Source organism: Salmonirosea aquatica, assembly GCF_009296315.1.
GTDB lineage: Bacteria > Bacteroidota > Bacteroidia > Cytophagales > Spirosomataceae > Salmonirosea > Salmonirosea aquatica.
On the sequence record NZ_WHLY01000002.1, the window covers coordinates 2,624,472 to 2,643,205 of the forward strand.

At 53.4% G+C, this 18,734-nt stretch carries 13 protein-coding genes and 1 pseudogene; 7 read left to right on the forward strand and 7 right to left on the reverse strand.

Annotated features, from left to right (window positions below; genetic code table 11):
• Positions 1 to 310: 310 nt before the first annotated feature.
• The 6 genes and pseudogenes from GBK04_RS12040 to GBK04_RS12060 all read right to left on the reverse strand — a co-directional run bounded on the left by GBK04_RS12040 (position 311) and on the right by GBK04_RS12060 (position 10,441).
• Positions 311 to 3,604, reverse strand: a complete 3,294-nt coding sequence (locus tag GBK04_RS12040; protein WP_152759988.1) for a VPS10 domain-containing protein — start codon at positions 3,602 to 3,604, stop codon at positions 311 to 313.
• A gap of 224 nt (positions 3,605 to 3,828) precedes the next feature.
• On the reverse strand, positions 3,829 to 5,253 hold the full coding sequence (locus tag GBK04_RS12045) for a Gfo/Idh/MocA family protein (RefSeq protein ID WP_152759990.1): 1,425 nt from the start codon (positions 5,251 to 5,253) through the stop codon (positions 3,829 to 3,831).
• 143 nt (positions 5,254 to 5,396) lie between these two features.
• Positions 5,397 to 6,188, reverse strand: coding sequence for an SDR family NAD(P)-dependent oxidoreductase (locus GBK04_RS12050; protein ID WP_152759992.1), 792 nt, complete (start codon positions 6,186 to 6,188; stop codon positions 5,397 to 5,399).
• 30 nt (positions 6,189 to 6,218) lie between these two features.
• Positions 6,219 to 8,330, reverse strand: a complete 2,112-nt coding sequence (locus GBK04_RS30575) for an alpha-glucuronidase family glycosyl hydrolase (protein WP_373331450.1) — start codon at positions 8,328 to 8,330, stop codon at positions 6,219 to 6,221.
• Positions 8,313 to 9,506: pseudogene (uxuA, locus tag GBK04_RS30580) on the reverse strand (mannonate dehydratase); the annotation flags it as partial. The pseudogene uxuA and the gene GBK04_RS30575, both read right to left, overlap by 18 nt.
• Positions 9,503 to 10,441 carry a ThuA domain-containing protein gene (locus GBK04_RS12060; RefSeq protein WP_152759994.1) on the reverse strand — a complete coding sequence of 313 codons (939 nt, stop codon included), beginning with the start codon at positions 10,439 to 10,441 and terminating at the stop codon, positions 9,503 to 9,505. The gene GBK04_RS12060 and the pseudogene uxuA, both read right to left, overlap by 4 nt.
• A 269-nt stretch (positions 10,442 to 10,710) precedes the next feature.
• On the opposite strand from GBK04_RS12060, the gene GBK04_RS12065 reads away from it, so the two are divergent.
• On the forward strand, positions 10,711 to 12,501 hold the full coding sequence (locus tag GBK04_RS12065) for a T9SS type A sorting domain-containing protein (protein ID WP_152759997.1): 1,791 nt from the start codon (positions 10,711 to 10,713) through the stop codon (positions 12,499 to 12,501).
• 13 nt (positions 12,502 to 12,514) lie between these two features.
• Here GBK04_RS12065 and GBK04_RS12070 read toward each other — a convergent pair whose 3' ends face one another.
• Positions 12,515 to 13,312 (reverse strand): phosphatidylinositol-specific phospholipase C/glycerophosphodiester phosphodiesterase family protein, encoded by a 798-nt coding sequence (locus GBK04_RS12070; RefSeq protein WP_152759999.1) that lies wholly within the window; start codon positions 13,310 to 13,312, stop codon positions 12,515 to 12,517.
• Between the two features lie 201 nt (positions 13,313 to 13,513).
• On the opposite strand from GBK04_RS12070, the gene GBK04_RS12075 reads away from it, so the two are divergent.
• From GBK04_RS12075 to GBK04_RS12100, 6 genes are all read left to right on the forward strand, one after another.
• Positions 13,514 to 14,086, forward strand: a complete 573-nt coding sequence (locus GBK04_RS12075) for an RNA polymerase sigma factor (RefSeq protein WP_152760001.1) — start codon at positions 13,514 to 13,516, stop codon at positions 14,084 to 14,086.
• Complete coding sequence (locus tag GBK04_RS12080) at positions 14,067 to 15,572, forward strand: porin family protein (protein ID WP_152760003.1); 1,506 nt, start codon at positions 14,067 to 14,069, stop codon at positions 15,570 to 15,572. The genes GBK04_RS12075 and GBK04_RS12080 overlap by 20 nt, the downstream gene beginning before the upstream one ends.
• Before the next feature lie 95 nt (positions 15,573 to 15,667).
• Positions 15,668 to 16,174, forward strand: a complete 507-nt coding sequence (locus GBK04_RS12085) for a QcrA and Rieske domain-containing protein (RefSeq protein WP_152760005.1) — start codon at positions 15,668 to 15,670, stop codon at positions 16,172 to 16,174.
• Positions 16,175 to 16,187: 13 nt separating this feature from the next.
• Entirely contained in the window at positions 16,188 to 17,084 is an 897-nt protein-coding gene (locus tag GBK04_RS12090) for a DUF5777 family beta-barrel protein (protein ID WP_152760007.1), read from the forward strand.
• A gap of 50 nt (positions 17,085 to 17,134) precedes the next feature.
• A complete protein-coding gene (locus tag GBK04_RS12095) occupies positions 17,135 to 17,701 on the forward strand; it encodes a YceI family protein (protein ID WP_152760010.1) in 567 nt (188 codons plus the stop codon).
• 130 nt (positions 17,702 to 17,831) lie between these two features.
• Positions 17,832 to 18,521, forward strand: a complete 690-nt coding sequence (locus tag GBK04_RS12100; RefSeq protein WP_152760012.1) for a hemerythrin — start codon at positions 17,832 to 17,834, stop codon at positions 18,519 to 18,521.
• Positions 18,522 to 18,734 lie beyond the last annotated feature (213 nt).

Below are 18,734 nucleotides of genomic sequence, written 5' to 3' on the forward strand. Positions count from 1 at the left end.
AAAACGACAAGGGCCGCACCAGCGGACCCGAGTAGTGTAAAAAAACGAAAATTCATACAACACTTTTTATGATAAATGGGTCTGGATTCTTCTTTCGGGACTCAATAAAGTAGTCCAGCCAGCCAAGGTACCAACCGACATCGTACTAAAAAGCGGCCCACAAAGTCGATCTACTTCCAGGAGTTTGGGATGCAAACAGGTGAATGCTGAACCGGGATGTAGAAAAAGAATACCTCCCGGCTTTGAATGTACAGCCTAAGAAGTTGTACAATATCGGCTAATGATAAATACAAAATAAAAGGTACCCTACTCAATTCCCCGTCCAATCCGGCCAGCGGCCGGGGGTGTACGGAGCATTGTTCAGTTCTAGCGTCTTTTCCAATGTACCTATTTCCTGATCCATTTTCTTCATATCCTCCAGCAGCGCCGTAAACTGTTTGGCGGCCAGGGTGTAGGAATCCTTATAGGTTTGGGTCACCGGGGCCAGGGTACTATTCATGCTGGAGGTGAAGTCCGCGATGCGGCTACCGATGCCCGGCAGGGTTTCAAACTGCCGCTGCGCCCGGGTATCGTCGCCATTCAGGTCCGTTTTCAGGCGTTGGAGTTCCTGGTTGAGTCGGTAGGCAGTTTCCAATAGGGGCTTGGCGGGTGCGGGCATATCCAGAATGGCCGTACCGATGGCGCTGAGTCGGGTATCCATCTGCCGCAGCAGGTCGCTGGCGGCCGTGACGGCCTTACGCAGTTCGGCGGCTTTGCTGTTGAAGGCCGCGTTCTCGGTGGGGTTGAGCGGCAGGCTGCTCTGGTCCAGCAGGGTACAGTCAAAAGTAACCGGACCGGCCAGTTCAGTAAGGGTACCATCTTCGTACTTTGCCAGCGAGACGGTGTACTGACCCGGCGGCGCGAGGTACCCTGTTTCGGCGCTGCCGAAAAGCTGGTCGGGCTGGGGCGTGTAGCGGTTCTGTACCGGAGCGGGGGTACCGTAGCGAAAATCCCACACCAGCCGTTTCAGGCCTTTTTTGGCGGGCGCTTTTAAATGCCGCACTACCTTGCCCGCCTGATCTTTAACCGTAAAGAGCAGGTAAGGATCGGGTTGATTGTCTTCCAGGCGCAGGCTGTCGAGGCTGGGGTAGTATACGCTCTGTTTGCGATCCAGCATGGTCTTTTCAGCTTCCTGGCGCTTGTCTTTCAAGGTTTTGATATCGTCTTTGAGGTAGTAGGTAAACACCGCGCCCACGGGTGGATTGGGCGTGGAAAAGTAGCTGCTGCCGAGGTGCCCCTTGTCGCGCAGACCCAGTGGGAAGCGCTCCACGTACATCAGGCTTTTTTTGATCGGGAATAGCCGGGCCGTTTGATCGAGTTCTTCTTTTTTGAGTTTGCGTAGCAGCGAATAATCGTCCAGAATATAAAAACCCCGGCCGAAGGTAGCCAGCACGAGGTCATTCTCCCGGCGCTGAATCTCAATGTCCCGCACGGCCGCCGTGGGTAGCCCACCCTTCAATTGGAGCCAGTTTTGTCCGCCGCTGTTGCTGAAAAATACGCCAAACTCGGTACCTACAAATAGCAGATCAGGATCGACATGGTCTTCGGCGATCGTGTATACGCTGCCGCGCGCGGGTAGGTCGGCCTGAATGGCCTTCCAGCTTTTGCCGCTGTCCGTAGTTTTCAATACATAAGGCTTGAAGTCGCTGTCACGGTGGTTGTTGAAGCATACGTAGGCCGTGTTTTTATCGTGCAGCGAAGCGATGATCTGGTGCACGTAGGTTTGCTTGGGTACCCCCGGCAGGTTGTCGAACTTCTGCCAGTTTTTCCCTCCGTCCGTCGTCCGCTGAATCAGGCCGTCGTCGGTACCCACCCACAACAGATCGGGGTCTAATTTGGATTCGGCAATGGTGGTGAGCTGCCCGTAGATATCGGTACTGCCGTTTTTGGCAATGGCATCCACCGACCACACGCGGCCCATCACTTCCATCTTGTTGCGGTCCGTCTGCCGGCTCAGATCTGGACTGATGATGGTCCACGAATTGCCCCGGTCGTCAGTACGGTACACGCGGTTGGAGCCGCTGTATAGGCGGGAATTGCTGTGTTGACTGATCAACAATGGCGCGTCCCAGTTCCAGCGCACGGCTTCCTGCCCTTCCAGTTCCACAGGCCGGATGGACAGGTACTCCCCGCTTTTGCGGTCGAACCGCTGCAAGCCGCCGTATTGACTCTGGGCGTAGATGAGGTCCGAGTTGGACTGATCCACCTGAGTTTCGAAGCCATCACCGATGGAAGTCACGTACCAGTCGGCGTTGGTGATGCCGTTGGCCGAAGTCGTGCGACTGGGGCCGCCAAGGCTTAGGTTATCCTGGGTACCTCCGTGCACCCCGTAGAACGGGTAGGCATTGTCGGTCGCTACCTTGTAGAATTGCGTGACCGGTAGGTTGGATTTGAAGTCCCAGGTTTTGGCAAAATCGTAGCTTTCATATACCCCTCCGTCGCAACCTACCATAAGGTGATCGCCATCCTTGGGGTCGATCCAGATGCAGTGGTTATCGACGTGTTTGTTGAGTTCACCCAGATTACTGACGGTCTTGCCCCCATCCTGACTGACTTTATAGTAGGTGTCGGTAATGAAAATACGGTCCACGTTGGTGGGGTCGCAGGTGATTTCCTGGTAGTAATTGCCCGATGAAAAATAGGGGTTCCGCTTCTCCCAGCTCGCGCCCTGATCCATAGAGCGGTAGATACCTCCCTTGTCGTCGGGAGCCTCGACAACAGTATATAGCACGTTCGGATTAACCGGACTAATCGCCAGGCCGATGCGGCCGATGTCGCCGCCGGGCAGGCCGCCTTCCAGTTTTTTCCAGGTAGTGCCGCCATCGGTGGATTTATACAGGGCCGATTCCGGCCCGCCGCCGATGTAGGTGTACACCTTCCGCATGCGCTGGTGAAAGGCCGCGTAGAGCACATTGGGATCGCGGGGATCCATGACCAGGTCGTTGCAGCCTGTGTAATCGCTGACCGATTTTACGTTAGTCCAGGTAGCTCCGCCGTCGGTGGATTTGAAGACGCCCCGGTCACCGCCCTCGCTCCATACCGGCCCGTAGGCCCCTACATAGACAATATCCGGATTGGTGGGATGCACAATGACTTCAGAGATATGCTCCGAATTTTTCAACCCCATATTTTTCCAGGTTTTCCCGGCATCCTCACTTTTGTAGATCCCATCGCCGTAGGATACCGAGCGCTGGTTGTTATTTTCACCGCTACCTACCCACACGATACTTGGGTTGGTAGGTGCCAGCGTGACGCAGCCGATGGAATACGAGCCCTGGCTGTCGAACAGCGGCCTGAAGGTAACACCGTGGTTGGACGTTTTCCAGACTCCCCCCGCCGAGGTGGCTACGTAGTACTCACTATTGTTTTGTGGATTGATGGCAAAATCGGAAATACGGCCGGAAGTGACCGCCGGACCGATGGACCGAAATTTTAAGCCCGAAAAGGTTTCGGTAGAAAAAGCATCGGGCTTTTTTTCGGGTGTTGCCGCCTTTTTCTGGCCCAAAACGAGCAGTGAAGTGAGGGAAAGCAACAGGCAGAGGGAAAGTCGGGAGAAGTGTTGCATCGGGTAAATAGTTGAGGGTTTGGAAATTCAGCAGTTTGGTACAGGGTACCTGTCGCGCGGACAGTGATACAAGAGCAATCTCTGTCTTTCCAAATATACAAATTTATTCAGGCTGTAAAATAAGACTTTTAACCACTGTTGAAATCCGGTAAAGTACCTACCCTCATGCAAAAAGCCCGGTTCGTCAAAGTGAACCGGGCTTTTTGCGCAGATGTTGATTTAACCTACCCCTTCACGTAGGTAGTACCATACGGGGCCCGCTGCGGGCGCGACAGCATGGCGTTGGCCTCTTTATCATTGATAAATTGCTCCTTTTTGGGGTCCCATTTTAACTTACGGCCCAGCTTCATAGCGGTATGCGCCAAAAGACAGGCCGAGCAGGAACGCTGGGCGATTTCAACGTGGCTGATCGTCTGTTTGTCGTTCTGGATGCATTCCAGCCAGTTGCGGTGCTGCTCGGGGCTTTCGTACAGGTGAATTTCGTTGGGTCCAATCACCGAACCCAGGATTTTCTTATCACTGGCCTTGAAGGCCTCATTCTCTTTGGCAGACTCGGCCATGCCGGGGTCGGAAGCCGTAACGCCCACATTACCGCGCGACACGAAAATCCAGCCATCGGTACCTTCGAATTTTATGCCATTGGGATTATCGCCGCCGATTTCCATGACCACGCCATTGGCATATTTGGAAAGAACCAGGAAGCTGCCATGCACATCCCACAGGCCCGAGCCGGGCAGTGGGAAGGCAGCAAAACCATCGATTTCGACCGGCCCGGTCAACTCGGTATCCATGCCCCAGTGGGCGATGTCGAGGTGGTGCGATCCCCAACCCGTGATCATGCCCGCGCCGAACTGCTCCAGCCGGAGCCAGCCGCCACGGCCCGAAAGACTGTCTTGTGGATGCACACGATCCAGCGTATAAGGTACCTCCGGGGTGGATCCCAGCCACATATTGTAATTGAGATTGGGGGGTACGGGCATCGGATTAGGGTTGCCGCCGGGAGGATCACCGGGTAGTCCGATGTAAACCTTTTTCAGCTCCCCAATGCGGCCGTTTCGAACCAGCTCGCAGGTACGCTTGAACTGCGGCCAGGGATCCATAGACCGCTGCTGACTCCCTAGCTGAAATTTAATGCCTTTTTTCTGCACCATGTCGCTCAGCATACGCCCTTCCTGAATGGTCAGCGAGGTAGGCTTCTGCATGTAGACGTGCTTACCGGCCACGGCCGCTTCCATGGCGGGTTGGGCATGCCAGTGGTCGGGCGTGCTGATGATGACAGCGTCGATGTCTTTCCGGGCCAGAAGTTCTTTGTAGTCGTCGTACATCTGCACGTCCACGTAGTTCTCCTTACCCGTTTTGTCGGCGTATTTTTTCTCGATCCACTTTTTGCCCATCGCCAGCCGGTTTTTGTCCAGGTCGGCGACAGCCATCACGTGAGCGACTTCGTTTTTCATGGTTTCGGGCAGATCGTGTCCACTGGAAATGCGGCCAAAGCCGATCTGACCGATATGGATCTTGTTACTGGGCGCATTCTTGCCAAATACGCTCGCCGGCACGATCGTCGGAAACATGGATGCCGCGATGATTCCGGCCGTCCCGGTGGCGGTGGACTTCAGGAAAGCGCGACGATTTTGATGGGTACCTTTCATTGTATTTTTGGTTAAAATTTAGGAAATAGCTACTGACTCAGGTTAGTGGGTAGCTAATGGTAGTTACGTATTTTGAATTCAATAAAGGCAACTCAATGGAATCAAAAATCCAATTGCTAGCTGCCAAAATCCCTGGGTTTCACTTAAAAACCTATCGAATTTCCCCCATCGACGGGCAGTGAAATGCCCGTGATGAACTTGGCGGCATTCGATGCCAGAAAAACTGCCGCCCAGCCGATGTCGTCGGGCTTGCCCCAGGTACCCATCGGCGTGCGATCCATGGCTTTGTCGCGGCGGGCCGGGTCGCCATTCATGGCGGTGAGCATCATGGGGGTTTCTATAAAACCCGGCGCGATGCCGTTTATCCTCACATGATGTGGAGAAAATTCGGTCGCCAGGGCTTTCACCATACCCGCCACCGCCGATTTGGACGACGAGTAGGCTACCACGCGATCAATGCCGTACAAGGCTGCCATCGAGGTAATCATGATGATGGAGCCTGATTTCCGTTCAATCATGCGTTTACCACATTCGCGGGTGATGGCAAACACGGCGTGGAGATTGGTTTGTAAGATCCGGTCAAAGTCGGCGTCGGTCGTTTCCACGGCGTGCTTTTTCATGTTGATGCCCGCATTGTTGACCAGCACATCGAGCGGACCGTGGGTCTCTTCAATATCGGCCACTAATTTAGGAATGGTACCTAACTCCGTAATATCATGGACGAAATAAACGGCTTGCGACCCCAATTTTTCGACCGCTTCCTGTAGAACGGACTCGCGCCGCCCGGTCAATACGACTTTGGCACCAGCCTGCACGAGACACTCGGCAATATGAAAACCAATGCCACTGCCGCCCCCCGTGACGAGGGCCAATTTGTTTTCGAGAGAAAAAACGGAAAGCGGTGAGGTACCTTCGGATGAAATAGAATCTGGCATTGAATAGCTATAGTTTTATTAAAATGATTTTTACCGCAATTGGTAGGTAGCCGTTATCTTCTTGATTTCTTCCAGCGTTCGTTCCGGTTTTTGGTAGGGCGCAGGAATGGGCATTTTGGAAAACTCCTGGAAATACAGCACGCAGGCATCGCGCCACCACAGGGCTTCGCGCCGCTGCGCCGCCAGCCGCCCGGCCACATCGGCAAAAAGTTCGGGATCGACTTCTGGTTTTACCGTAGCCCAATCTTTCTGCATCTGAGCCACTGATTGGGTACCTTCGTAGTAGCGGTGGCAGAGTTCGTCCCACAGGGTACGTCCCGTAGACAATTTTTTGTCCCAGGCCACATGATGAAACCACAGCAGGTAGGGTAGCGGGCAGGTGTCGGGATCGCCCCATTGCGCCTGTACTTCGGGAGCGTACTGCGCCAGCGCGTTGCTGCCCGTTTTGGTGCGGTCAAAGCCGATTCCGTCGGCCGCCGCGCGGTGGTAGTACACGGCGGTCCAGTCGGGACGGGCGCTTTTGGCCAGCCAGGGTTGGGGCCCAAAGTGCAGGCTCTCGCCCATGATGTGGTGTAGCCCCAGCGGCGTGGTAAAGTTCACGTAATTCTCGCGGGAATTGAGCAGCAAATCGGTGATGGTAGCAAGCGCTTTGGGTTCCTGGGTCAAAGTCATTTTAGTCCATTCCTGCGCGATGGCTTCCGAAGACAAGGTGTGATCCCAGGCCAGGCGACCGAAGGCATACCAATTGGCCTGGCTCATCGTATGACCTGTCCAGTTGCGGTCAGAACCCGTATTGGCTACGCCCGCCATCGCGGTTTTGTCGTACCTATGCAGGGTACCATCCACCACTTTCGCCACCGTCGAGCCTTTTCCTTTGATGTAGGTATCCGAATCCAGACATTCCTTAAAGAGCGGTGCCAGATACACGAAATTGGTAGAAAAGCCCAGGTACTCCTGCGTGATTTGGAATTCCATCGCCAGCGGCGTTTTGGGCATAGCGCCAAAAAGCGGCGAGAAAGGCTCACGAGGTTGAAAATCGATGGGGCCGTTCTTGACCTGCACCATCGCGTTAGGTTTGAAGGTACCATCCAGCGGTTTGAACTCTTCATAGGCCGTCTTGAAACGATCACCATTGGGGTCGGCTTTGTACACAAAAGCCCGCCAGATCACCACGCCCCCGAAAGGAGCCAGCGCCTCGGCCAGCATGTTGGCGCCGTCGGCATGGTTGCGCCCGTAGTCCTGTGGGCCGGGTTGCCCCTCGGAATTGGCCTTGACCAAAAACCCGCCGAAATCGGGAATGGCGGCATATATTTCTTTGGTCTTATCCGCCCACCACTGCCGTACTTTCGGGTCCAGCGGGTCGGAGGTACCTAGCCCACCCAGTATGCGGGGAGCCGCGAAATTGATCGACATGAATACCTTGATTCCGTAGGGCCGGAAGACATTGGCCAGGGCTTGTACCTTGGGCAGGTACTCGGGCGTAAGAAATCGCGCGCTGGCGTTGACATTATTGACCACCGTGCTGTTGATGCCGATGGAGGCGTTGGCGCGGGCGTAATCCATGTAGCGGGGATCAAGGTTTTCGGGCAATTCGAACCACTTCCACAGCGAAGCGCCCGCGTAGCCGCGCTCGATGCTGCCGTTGGTATTGTCCCAATGGTTGAGCATGCGGAGCTGGATTTTGGGGCTTGTCGTTTCGGCCAGTTCGCCTAGGGGTTGTCCGGTCTGAATATGCCGTAAAAAGGCGAAGCTACCGTACAGTACCCCTTTGTCGGTTTTGGCCGCAATGACAAAATCAGATCCTTTCTTATACAGATGGTACCCTTCGTCGTTGGCCAATTTCTCAGTCGGGTCGATTTTCAAAATGATGTTCCCCGCCGAACCGGAGGCCGTCGGTTGAATCGCTACGGATTTTCCCAGTAATCCCTGCAGACCAAGTTGCAACTCGGCGGTCGCGGACTGCATGATGGGTGAGGCGGGGCCGGATACAATGGTTTTTATGGCCCCGGCGTATTGCTTGCGTTGCGCTTCATTTTTGATCAAATCGTATTTGAGCCACAAACGGTACCCGTCATCGGCTGATGCCGAAAATCCGAAGCAGGTACCCAGCACCAGCAGAATTACTTGCAACGACCGCTTGATGCCCATTTCCAGTCCGCGTAATTCCGCCAAGGCCTTTAACCGCCCGATGCCCGAGTAGCCGGGGTAGGTTCTTTTGTTCAAATCGTCCAGCATCTGGAAGCCGTGGTCAGGTCGCATGGGTAGTTGGGTAGGTACCTCGTCCTCGTCTTTCCGTCGTTGCTCTTCCTGCACCAGCGCTTTCACCACTTCGTACATATCCACGTCGCCGTTCAGGTGCGGGGCTTCGTGAAAATTGCGGGTACCTGACTCGCGGCGCGTGGTGCGTAGGTGTACGAAATGGATACGGTCGCCGAAGCGTTCGATTATTTTTACCAGACCATTATCGGCTCGCACACCCAGCGAGCCCGTGCAAAAAGTAATGCCGTTGGCGCGGACCGGGCTGGCAGCCATCAATTGTTCCAAATCGTTTTCGGTACTGACCACGCGGGGAAGGCCCAGCAGCGGACGCGGCGGATCGTCGGGATGAATGCACAGGTTGATACCCAACTGCGAAGCCGTAGGCGCTACCTCTTTGATAAAATAGTATAGGTTTTCGCGTAGCTGCTGATCGCCAATGTTTCTGTACTCATCCAGCAAATCTTGAAAAACGTCCAGATCGAAGGCCTCCTCCGATCCGGGTAAGCCCAAAAGGACGGTATCGGTCAGTTTGGCGAGTTCGTCCGGCGTCATACTCTGGAATTTATGGAAAGCCGATTCCTGAATTTCGGGCTCGTAGTCGGCAGCGGCATTGGGCCGTTTCAAGATGTAGAGGTCGAACAGCGCGAAATCTTCCCAGACAAATCGCAGCGTCTTCTGGCCTTCGGGCAGGGTATAATCCAGGGCGGTGCGCGACCAGTCGAGGACGGGCATGAAATTGTAGCATACCGTTTTGATGCCACACACCGCCAGATTCATCAGCGACTGCTTGTATTTCTTGATGTACTGGTCGCGGTCGGGCAGGCCCTTCTTGATATGCTCATGGACGGGTAGGCTCTCCACCACCAGCCATTTCAGCGGATTGTAACGGTGGTTGTCGGTTTCGATGAGCCGGATTCTTTCTTCAATGGCGGGTACCGACCACACTTCTCCCACCGGAATCTGGTGCAGGGCGCTCACCACGCCACTGCATCCGGCCTGCCGGAGGTCCATCAGTGACACGGGGTCGTTCGGCCCAAACCAGCGCATGGTATGGATCATTGGCCGTTGGAACTGAGGGGTGATTCATCGACTTTCACGTCGCCCACGACGTACTGCATGCCATCCAGAAAGAATTTTAGCAGCGCGGGGTGCTCGGTATAACTCTGGGCATTGTGCGAGGGCGAAGCATAGAAAACGTGACCCTTGCCGTAGCGTTTGATCCAGGAAATGTATTTTTTGGGTTCGGGATTTTCGCCCTTCAAACCCTTGATTTCGCTGGTGTTGATGTACAGTAGCGGATGAAAGTTTTGTTTGGCGTAGGCCACATTGAACATGTAGGCTTCATCCACGTGAGTGAATCCCTCGCCATTGAAGGCTTCCAGCATGGGGCTGTCAGGATCAGCCAGACGCACGGTAAGGGGTTGCTGAGTGGGGTGGTAGTCGAAACTACCGCCCATCATTTCGCTGAACTCCGCCGATTTGTTCTGCATCACGATGCCGCCGTGCAGCGCCATGAGTCCGCCGCCTTTCTTCACAAAATTCAGCAGGTTTTCTTCCAATTCCTTCGCTTTGGCGGTAGCTTCGGCTTCCGACAGCGACTTGTTTTCGCTCAGTTTGTCATAAAACAAATCCCGACGTGGGTTGATGGAGCAGTTGTTGTTCAATACCACAGCATCGAATTGTTTAAGGTTGTTTTTCTCGAAGATCGCGATGTCGTTGCTCGGTACCACCTCGAAAGCGCCGCTTTTCTGGCCCAAGATTTCTACCATGGCGGCGGTGTGAGGTACCACCCAGTGGTTGAAGCCCGTGAAGAGCGAAAAAAGCAGAATTTTGTGCTTTTTCTTGGTCGGGAAGGTCGTTTTAGCCGGGGCCAGTTTTTCTATTTTTTCTTTCCAGGCGTCGGTGACGTCGAATTTTTCCAGACTCTGCGCATGGGAGAAAGGAGTTATTAAAAGAGCGCAGACAAACGCTATGAACAGATTTCTTTTTTTCATTGTGTATCTTACTATTTATAAACAAAGTGAATGATTCAATAAACTAAGCTGCAACCTATAAAGTACCGCTGGATAAAATTCTCATTGCTTTTCTTTCCATCCATTTTTTAACGGAAAGCACCTGTTAAACCGTATCCTCTCCCAAAGTAGACGACTTTTTTACCAAAGGACCTATGGGTTCAGGATAAAGGCTGGTACGGAATCCTCTTGGGAGCCGTGCAATTCTAAGGCCTTTGCTGGTATCTTTGTTATTCACCTACCCCTAGCCGATGAATGCTTTATCCAAAGGCTTTCTGTTGTTTTTTTGCGCCATTACGCCTGAGCTGCTAGCCCAGCAGGTTATCCGTGGGCCCTACCTTCAGCAACCCACCACCGACGGCATCACCATCCGCTGGCGAACCGACGTATCCACCAGCAGCCGGGTGCAATACTATGCGGCATCCGATTCGACAAAGGTTTTCGATCAAACCGGCGACGCATCCACGACTGAGCACGTTGTGACGCTGGCCCGGCTCCCGGCCGATACGAAATTCTTTTACCGGGTAGGTACCCAAGAACGAACTCTCATTCAAAGTCCCAACCATTTTTTCAGAACGGCACCGCTCGCCGACACCAAACGACCCATCCGGTTCTGGGCAATGGGCGATTTCGGGGCAGCCAATACGGCTACTTACACCCAGAATCAGCAGGCCGTACGGGATCAGTTTCTGGCCCGGAAGGGCGGCGACGCAGTGGATTTGTGGCTATGGCTGGGCGATAACGCCTACTGCTGCGGTACCCAGGATGAATACCAAACCCAGATCTTTGATTTTTATGACAGCCGGATTCTGGGCAACATGGCCATTTTGCCCAGCCCCGGCAACCATGAGTACTACGCTACCCCCACGGCTACCGCCCAGCAGGATCGCAACATCCCTTACTACGATATGGTCACGGTACCCACCCAGGGCGAAGCAGGTGGGGTACCTTCGGGAACCGAAGCCTACTACGCAGTCAACTATGGCAACGTTCATTTTATTTCGCTGGATTCGTATGGTTTCGACGAAGGAAAATATCCGTTGTACGACAAAAACAGTGCGCAGTACCGGTGGCTCGAAAAAGACCTGGCCGCCAACCAGGCGTTGTGGACGATCGTATTTTTCCATCATCCGCCCTATACCAAACGCTCCCACGACTCCGATGTGGAGGAAGCTTTGGTAGAATTACGCCAAACCCTGATACCTCTTTTTGATCGATATAAAGTAGATCTGGTATTGAACGGCCATAGTCACGTATACGAGCGGTCGTACCTGATGAAAGGCCATACCGGGTATTCGCCCACCTTTGATAAAAAACAGCATGTCGTTCAGGATACCAAAGCCAGCTATACCAAAGGTACCCCACCCATCGTGAACAAAGACGAAGGTACCCTGTACATGGTTATCGGATCGGCGGGACGACTGGACTGGAACGGGCAGCTGCAACCCCATCCGTCGTCGGTGTATTCCAACTACCAACTGGGCGGTTTGGGCCTTTTTACGGTGGTCGAAAACCGGCTTGATGCGGAGTGGCTGGCCGCAAACGGGCAAATCCTCGACCGTTTCACCATGTTCAAGCATGTGAATAAGCGTACCGAAAAGCAACTCGATTACGGCGAAAGCGTGGAATTGACGGCTTCGTGGAAAGGTACCTATCGCTGGTCGACGGGCGCAACCCAGGTACCCTCCATAGCAATAATGCCGCAGCGCGATATGGTCATTACCGTACAGGATTCGCTGGGGTACCTGGCCGACACTTTCCAGCTGTCGGTAACACCACCGCTCGCCATCCTGCCGTCGTCTGCGGGCTTAATGATATACCCCAACCCCAGTACCAATTACTTTATAATAGAGAATACCGACGGACAAGTCCGGAACCTCAATGTTAGAATCACCGACCTGTCGGGTAGAATTGTAAAAGAGGAAATTATGCGTATCACAGGCAAACAGGAGATCGATCTTCACGCATTACCCGCCGGAAGCTATCTGATTGAAGTAAAACACGGCGAACACCTAGTCCGGAAAAGAGTGGTGAAGTACTGAAGAATCGCTGCCCCTATTTTCCCAGAAAAGCCGCCAGTCCGGCCAGATCATCCGTACCGATGTAGTCTACCCCGAGTTCTTGCAAAGTACGGTACCCTAACTCGGTGTTGGGCGTGGCCCACAGGCGCACAAGTTTTTTCTGGGCATGTTGTAATTCAACGAAGGTCTTGATTTTCTGCCGGGCAGTTTCGTTCAATGGTTCCTTTCCGTCCCAGTGGCTTCCAAAATCCATGATACTACTGCTTACCAGTTTTACGCGGGGCGAGGCTTCTTTAGGGTACACCTCGTTTTTACGGCCATCGAACGTGAAGAGTTCGTCTTGTCCTGCCATTTGCGCGGGATCGGGCATTTCACCACTGATCACGATACGTACGTGCTGCAGTTGCTTACGGTAGGGTGCAAATTCTTTTTGGAGCGCAGCCAGGGTAGCAGGGCCGGTATTTTTGATGTCGATGAGCCATTGCAGCTCCTGACGGTTGGCATAAGGCCAGCCATTGTGTTGGCTTATTTCTTGCAGCAGTGGTTCCAGATATAAAGCTTTGAGCGTACGATCGGGGCTGATATCCTTGAAATTATGGGCTACATACAGTTCGCCGTCTTTTAGGAAAACATCGGCTTCAATAGAACCGAAACCCAGTTCGTAGGCGGCACGGAAAGGCCGTTTCTGTTCATAATCGTTGTGGGAATGCGCATTGGCCAGGGTATAGGTCTTGGGCTGGGCATATCCAAAACCAACCCCGCCCAGGCAGGCCAGGATTAGGAATAGCAGCATTTTGGGAAAGCCAGCTGAGGCGCGAATTGAAAAAGACATAGGGGTAGGTGGCTTAGTTCCAGAAACAAAAAGTTGGATAAAAACAGAGAATGCGCAACGAGTTTGTTTTCCAAAGCCTAAATTACAAATTTGAAAGCGATCATCCCCTCATGCGTTCAAAAAGAGAAATATTTTTCACTTCACCTGCATCCTAAGCAACCTCTCTTTTGATTCCACCGTATTATCACAAAATGACCCCGCATGTCCGAGCATAACTCCGCCGCTATCCTTGACCTGCTCGACGGCTGCCTGCAAGGCGACCGCCGTAGTCAGGAACTGCTATACAAGCAGTTTTATGGATATGCCATGGGACTATGCCTCCGCTACGCACGAAGTCGCGACGAGGCCGCAGAGATATTGAACGACGGTTTTTTTAAAATATTCACGAAGCTGGAGACTTTCGACCCTGAGCGTCCTTTCAAGACCTGGCTGGGTAGGGTGATGATCAATACGGCGCTGGACCAGTACCGCCGTGAGGCCAAGCATCAGGTACACGAAGACATTCATCTGGCCGAGAATACAGTGGCGGTCAGTGAAAATGCGCTTAGCCACCTGGCCTACGAAGAGCTGATTACTATGGTGCAGCAACTGCCGCCCGCCTATCGTACGGTATTTAGTCTGGCGGTTTTGGATGGGTACTCGCATGAGGATATAGCCAAAGAACTGGATATATCGGTGGGTGCTTCCAAATCGAACCTTTCGAGGGCGCGTGAAAAATTGAAAGTGATGATAGTAAAAAAAAGCATGGACGAGTATGAAAGAGTGGTCCGATGAAGAACTGGACAAGCTCTTCCAGAAGTCTGCCGAAGAGCTTGATCCCCCGTACGAACCCGCCGATTGGCAGAATCTGCGCCGCCGCCTCGACGAGGCCGATGGCATAACGCCGGGTGGTGGATGGCTGAAGAAGACACTGCCCTGGCTGGTCCTGGAGTTGCTTCTCTTGATCGGAGGGCTTGGCGTGTACTACGGAATCGGAGATAATGAGGGGAATGGGGCTTCTTCGGTTTCGGGTACACGCCCCGCCGATCGCTTACCAGCAGAGGTACCCAGCACGCCCCGCGCGGAAGCGCCGCATGTACCTGCCGAAGGTACAGTTTCGGAATTGGAAAAACGAGACCAGGAAACAAACAGCCAGTCAGCCGACTCGCCGGAAGTTCGTAAGAAAGACCAGGCGCGAACAGGCACTGAAGTAGCAGATATTGAATCTAAAGCAGCCAAAGACCTAAAAGAATTGCCCCGGAACCTTGCAAGCGTAAGCGGAGTGCGCGAACAATCCAACCAATCCGAACAGGAAAGGGGTGAGGGGGCAATTCTTTTACCCAAAACTACTCCGAACGCAAAATTGGAAATATCGGCCGATCCGAACCGGCGAAGAAGCCACGTGGGGCCATCTGCCACCTTCGGACGGGAAGAGGCCGCAAGACAGGTACCTTCCCAAGAAAGGCTCCAACCGATGCCCGGCCAGGAAGAGAATAACCCCGCAGGCGAAAGCCAGACCGAGCGTGCCTCCCGGGAGCGTTGGCTTCGGGTAGCTCCCCTGGATTCTCGAGAAAACTACCAGGAAAGTAGAGGCCTCACCTACCCCAGGGTAGCTTTTACCAGTCCCCCGGACAGCCTGTCAGGGCAGAACGCGGCGGAAACCCCGACAATCCAGATTCCCAAGTGGTCGATACGGCTGGGTATATCGCCCGATTTGAGCGCCGTGCGGATGTCCGATATGATGCATCCTATGCAGCCGGGACCTTCGGCTTCGCTGCTGGTGGAGCGCAGTATCAGCAATAAATGGACGTTGCAGACGGGAATTGTCCGGAGCCTGAAGAAGTATAGTGCGCCGTTCAGTGATTACCATCCCGACAAGCACCTATACCAAACGACCCTTCCGGTGAGTGTGGACGGCACCTGTACCGTGTTCGAGGTACCTCTAAATGTGCGGTTTGATGTCTTTCAAAGCCAAAAGACGCGGTGGTTCGCGGGAGCGGGGGTATCGTCGTATAAGATGCAGAAAGAGAATTACATCTACAACTACGCTACCTACGTGCATAACGCCGCCAAGGGATGGGGACCGAACGGTACGGGCTGGTACCTGCTGAGCCACGCCAATGCCTCGATGGGTTACGAACGCCGCCTCAGTAGCCGCCTTTCGTTGGTAGCCGAACCCTATTTGCGGATTCCCCTGCGGGGTGTCGGTTTCGGCAAGGTCAATCTGTTCACGGGAGGGGTCTGGTTATCAGCGCGCTATACACCCATATTCAGGAAATAATTTTTACGTTTTGCCACTTTTTCCCCTTATCACGCCGGGGAATCTGAATAAGTGAGTACAAGCAATTTTTAATTTAACCTCTAATTAAACGTACTATGGAAACGCAGGAAAAGAAGATCGTGAGCCGGGGAGAGTTTTTGCGCAGTCTGGGAATGAGCAGTTCGGCCCTGATGGCGTTTTACTGCATGGGTACCCTCACCGCGTGCAGTAGCAAGGATGATGACCCCACCCCGGGCGGCAATACGGGCGGCAACAACACCAACGCCGTGACCGGGACCACCACAGGGAGCAATATTGATTTTACCATAGACCTTACTGCGTATAAGGAGAAAAACCTAAAAACTGAGGGCGAATTCGCGGTTATCGGGGATGCGATTGTGATTGCCTTATCGAATCAGAAGTACGTGGCTTTGTCTAAAAAATGCACCCACGAAGGTTTCACCGTCGGCTATCGCAAAGCCGAGAACGACATCCGCTGCGCCAACCACGGCTCGGAGTTTAAGCTGGACGGCTCGGTGCAGATGGGCCCGGCAGCTTCGCCACTCACCGTTTTCAAAACCACCCTGAGTGCGGATGGTAATTCTCTGACCGTAAAAGCCTAGTGCCCGCCTGCCTATGAATGTCCTGCGCCTGTCCCTCTGCCTCTTACTTGTCCCGGCCACCGCGCTGGCTCAGGAAGACTTGCTGGGTGAATTGGAAAAGAAGGCTGATGAAAGTCCGCTGCCAATCACTGCTACCTTTAAATCGACCCGGATTATCAACGGACAGTCCGTCGAAACCGTAAAGCGCAACCACCTCGATTTCCGCATCTCGCACCGCTTTGGGCGGCTCAATTCGGGAGCTTACGAGTTTTTCGGACTCGATCAGGCCACCATGCGGCTAGGTTTCGAGTACGGCCTGACCGACGATCTGATGGTAGGGGTAGGACGGAGCGGCGAGCAAAAGGCATTTGATTTTTTTGGCAAATATAAGCTACTGAAACAGACTCCCGGGCGGATTCCGGTTTCCATGACGCTGTTCGGGAGTACCGTGATCCGCACCCAGGAATCGTTCGTGCCCGGCGAAACATACAGTTCCACCGACCGCCTCACCTATACCGGACAGCTGCTCATCGCCCGGAAATTCAGCGAGCGGCTTTCTCTACAGCTTTCGCCTACCTGCCTCTACCGCAACAAACCCGAACTGGACGGAGACGGGCGCATCCTGATGGCGCTGGGCGTGGGTGGACGGCTGAAAGTAAGCCGACGGGTTTCGATCAATGCCGACTATTTCTATGCGTTCCGCGAAAAAAACGACGAGCTTCCCTACTACAATTCGCTGGCCGTGGGGGTAGATATCGAAACCGGCGGCCATGTGTTTCAGCTGCATTTTACCAATTCGCTGGGCATGATCGAGAAGCAGTTTATTGGCGAAACGACCGGTTCTTGGGGAAAAGGCGACATTCACTACGGATTCAACATTTCCCGGACGTTCAGTTTCAATAAAAAGAAAAAAGACGCCGTCCCGAATTGAGGCAGCTCCCAATTCAGGCGGCTTTCGATCGCCTGACAATCCCCTGACTTATGGAAAAGATCAATAAAATATTCCTGCTTCTGGCCGGTCTGACTCTCTCTGTGCCCGTAGAAGCCTGGGCGCAGGGTACCCTGTACGCCACCTCGGGCGGACAAACCAGCTTTCATTCCAGCACGCCCGCCGAGGATATCAATGCTGTCAATAAAAAAACGCAGGCTATTCTTAACACCACTTCGGGCGAGATAGCCGTCCTGATGAACATGCGGGACTTTGATTTTCCCAATGAGCTTATGGAGGAGCATTTCAACGAGAACTACATGGAATCGGCCAAGTACCCGAAAGCCACCTTCAAGGGAAAGCTGGATCAGACAGTGGACGTGACTAAAAACGGTAGTCATGAACTAACAGCCACGGGTACCTTTACGGTACACGGTGTGAGCCAGCCCCGTACCCTCAAAGGTACCCTGATGGTCAAGGACGGAAGCCTATTCCTCGACTCAGACTTTGAGGTGGCCCTTGCGGATCATAAGATCGAGGTACCTAAGATAGTCTTCGTTAAAATCGCGCAGATCATCAAGGTTAAAGCGAACTATATTTTAACCCCCTACAAGAAGTAAAAAGGCCCGAAAGTGGGGTACCGCCTCCTCCTTCCTTTTTTTCTGGCTGTTCCTCTTCCGCTTTGATTCTTGTATTTGGCATCTCCCTTATTTTCGGTTAAATTTAAAGCCGAAAAAAGGAGCAGAACCCATGAAACCAAATACTCACGACGAGCTCATTACGGGCAGTTTGCTGCGCCAGTCGGTCATGGAGCGGCTCGATATTCCCACCGAACAACCCCACATTGAGCTGGACGACGAGCTTCTGGAGCTAATTTTCGACCTCTACGATGACGACCGCGATTTTCCCTATCAGAAAATCCGAAAATTCTCCATTGGCGAAATCCTGACCTACCTACAGGCCACGCACCGCTACTACCTCACCAAAAAACTGCCCGAAATAGAGCAATCGCTGCTGCATATTTTCAGTCGCTACGGCAAAACCCACGAGCTACTGGCCGAGCTCTGCCTGTTTTTTAACGACTATAAAACCGACCTGATCGAGCACGTGAAAATGGAAGAGCGGGAGTTTTTCCCCTACATCAAGCGACTCGTAAAGGCCGCGCAGAGCGAACTGACCACTGACGAAATCACCGAGCTACTCAGCACGGCCTCCATCGCCCAGTTCACCGACCACCACGACTCCATCGAGGACGAATTGAAGGAAGTCAGCGCCATCATCCGGCGCTACTCCGAGTACGAAGCCACGCCCCTACCCTATCGCATCTTCCTCAACCAGGTCGAACTCTTCGAACTCGAACTTCGCAAGCATGCCATCATCGAAGACCACGTGCTGGTACCTATGGCGATGGAACTGGAGGCGAAGCTGCGGGGCGAGTAACCGATCAGCTAGTCCATTTGAGTCATTACCGTAAGGGCTCGGAGACGCAAGGAAAAACCTGGCAACTTCGGGCCTCTGCTTTTTTGAAGGTAATGCTGGAATTAATAGAAATACGGTTCTGTTATGGGGAAGTATCTCCGAAGAATCTTTGGAAAACCTGCCAAGTATACCCGCTGATTTTTGTCTTTTGGCTTAGTCGACCGATTCTCCTGA

Excerpts from the sequence above, each read along its gene's own strand:
- GBK04_RS12090 (WP_152760007.1), top strand. The coding sequence starts at position 16,188 with ATGAATGTCCTGCGCCTGTCCCTCTGCCTCTTACTTGTCCCGGCCACC.
- GBK04_RS12065 (WP_152759997.1), top strand. The coding sequence starts at position 10,711 with ATGAATGCTTTATCCAAAGGCTTTCTGTTGTTTTTTTGCGCCATTACG.
- GBK04_RS12045 (WP_152759990.1), bottom strand. The coding sequence starts at position 5,253 with ATGAAAGGTACCCATCAAAATCGTCGCGCTTTCCTGAAGTCCACCGCC.
- GBK04_RS12070 (WP_152759999.1), bottom strand. The coding sequence starts at position 13,312 with ATGTCTTTTTCAATTCGCGCCTCAGCTGGCTTTCCCAAAATGCTGCTA.
- GBK04_RS12100 (WP_152760012.1), top strand. The coding sequence starts at position 17,832 with ATGAAACCAAATACTCACGACGAGCTCATTACGGGCAGTTTGCTGCGC.
- GBK04_RS12095 (WP_152760010.1), top strand. The coding sequence starts at position 17,135 with ATGGAAAAGATCAATAAAATATTCCTGCTTCTGGCCGGTCTGACTCTC.
- GBK04_RS12075 (WP_152760001.1), top strand. The coding sequence starts at position 13,514 with ATGTCCGAGCATAACTCCGCCGCTATCCTTGACCTGCTCGACGGCTGC.
- GBK04_RS12050 (WP_152759992.1), bottom strand. The coding sequence starts at position 6,188 with ATGCCAGATTCTATTTCATCCGAAGGTACCTCACCGCTTTCCGTTTTT.
- GBK04_RS12080 (WP_152760003.1), top strand. The coding sequence starts at position 14,067 with ATGAAAGAGTGGTCCGATGAAGAACTGGACAAGCTCTTCCAGAAGTCT.
- GBK04_RS12085 (WP_152760005.1), top strand. The coding sequence starts at position 15,668 with ATGGAAACGCAGGAAAAGAAGATCGTGAGCCGGGGAGAGTTTTTGCGC.
- GBK04_RS12060 (WP_152759994.1), bottom strand. The coding sequence starts at position 10,441 with ATGAAAAAAAGAAATCTGTTCATAGCGTTTGTCTGCGCTCTTTTAATA.
- GBK04_RS12040 (WP_152759988.1), bottom strand. The coding sequence starts at position 3,604 with ATGCAACACTTCTCCCGACTTTCCCTCTGCCTGTTGCTTTCCCTCACT.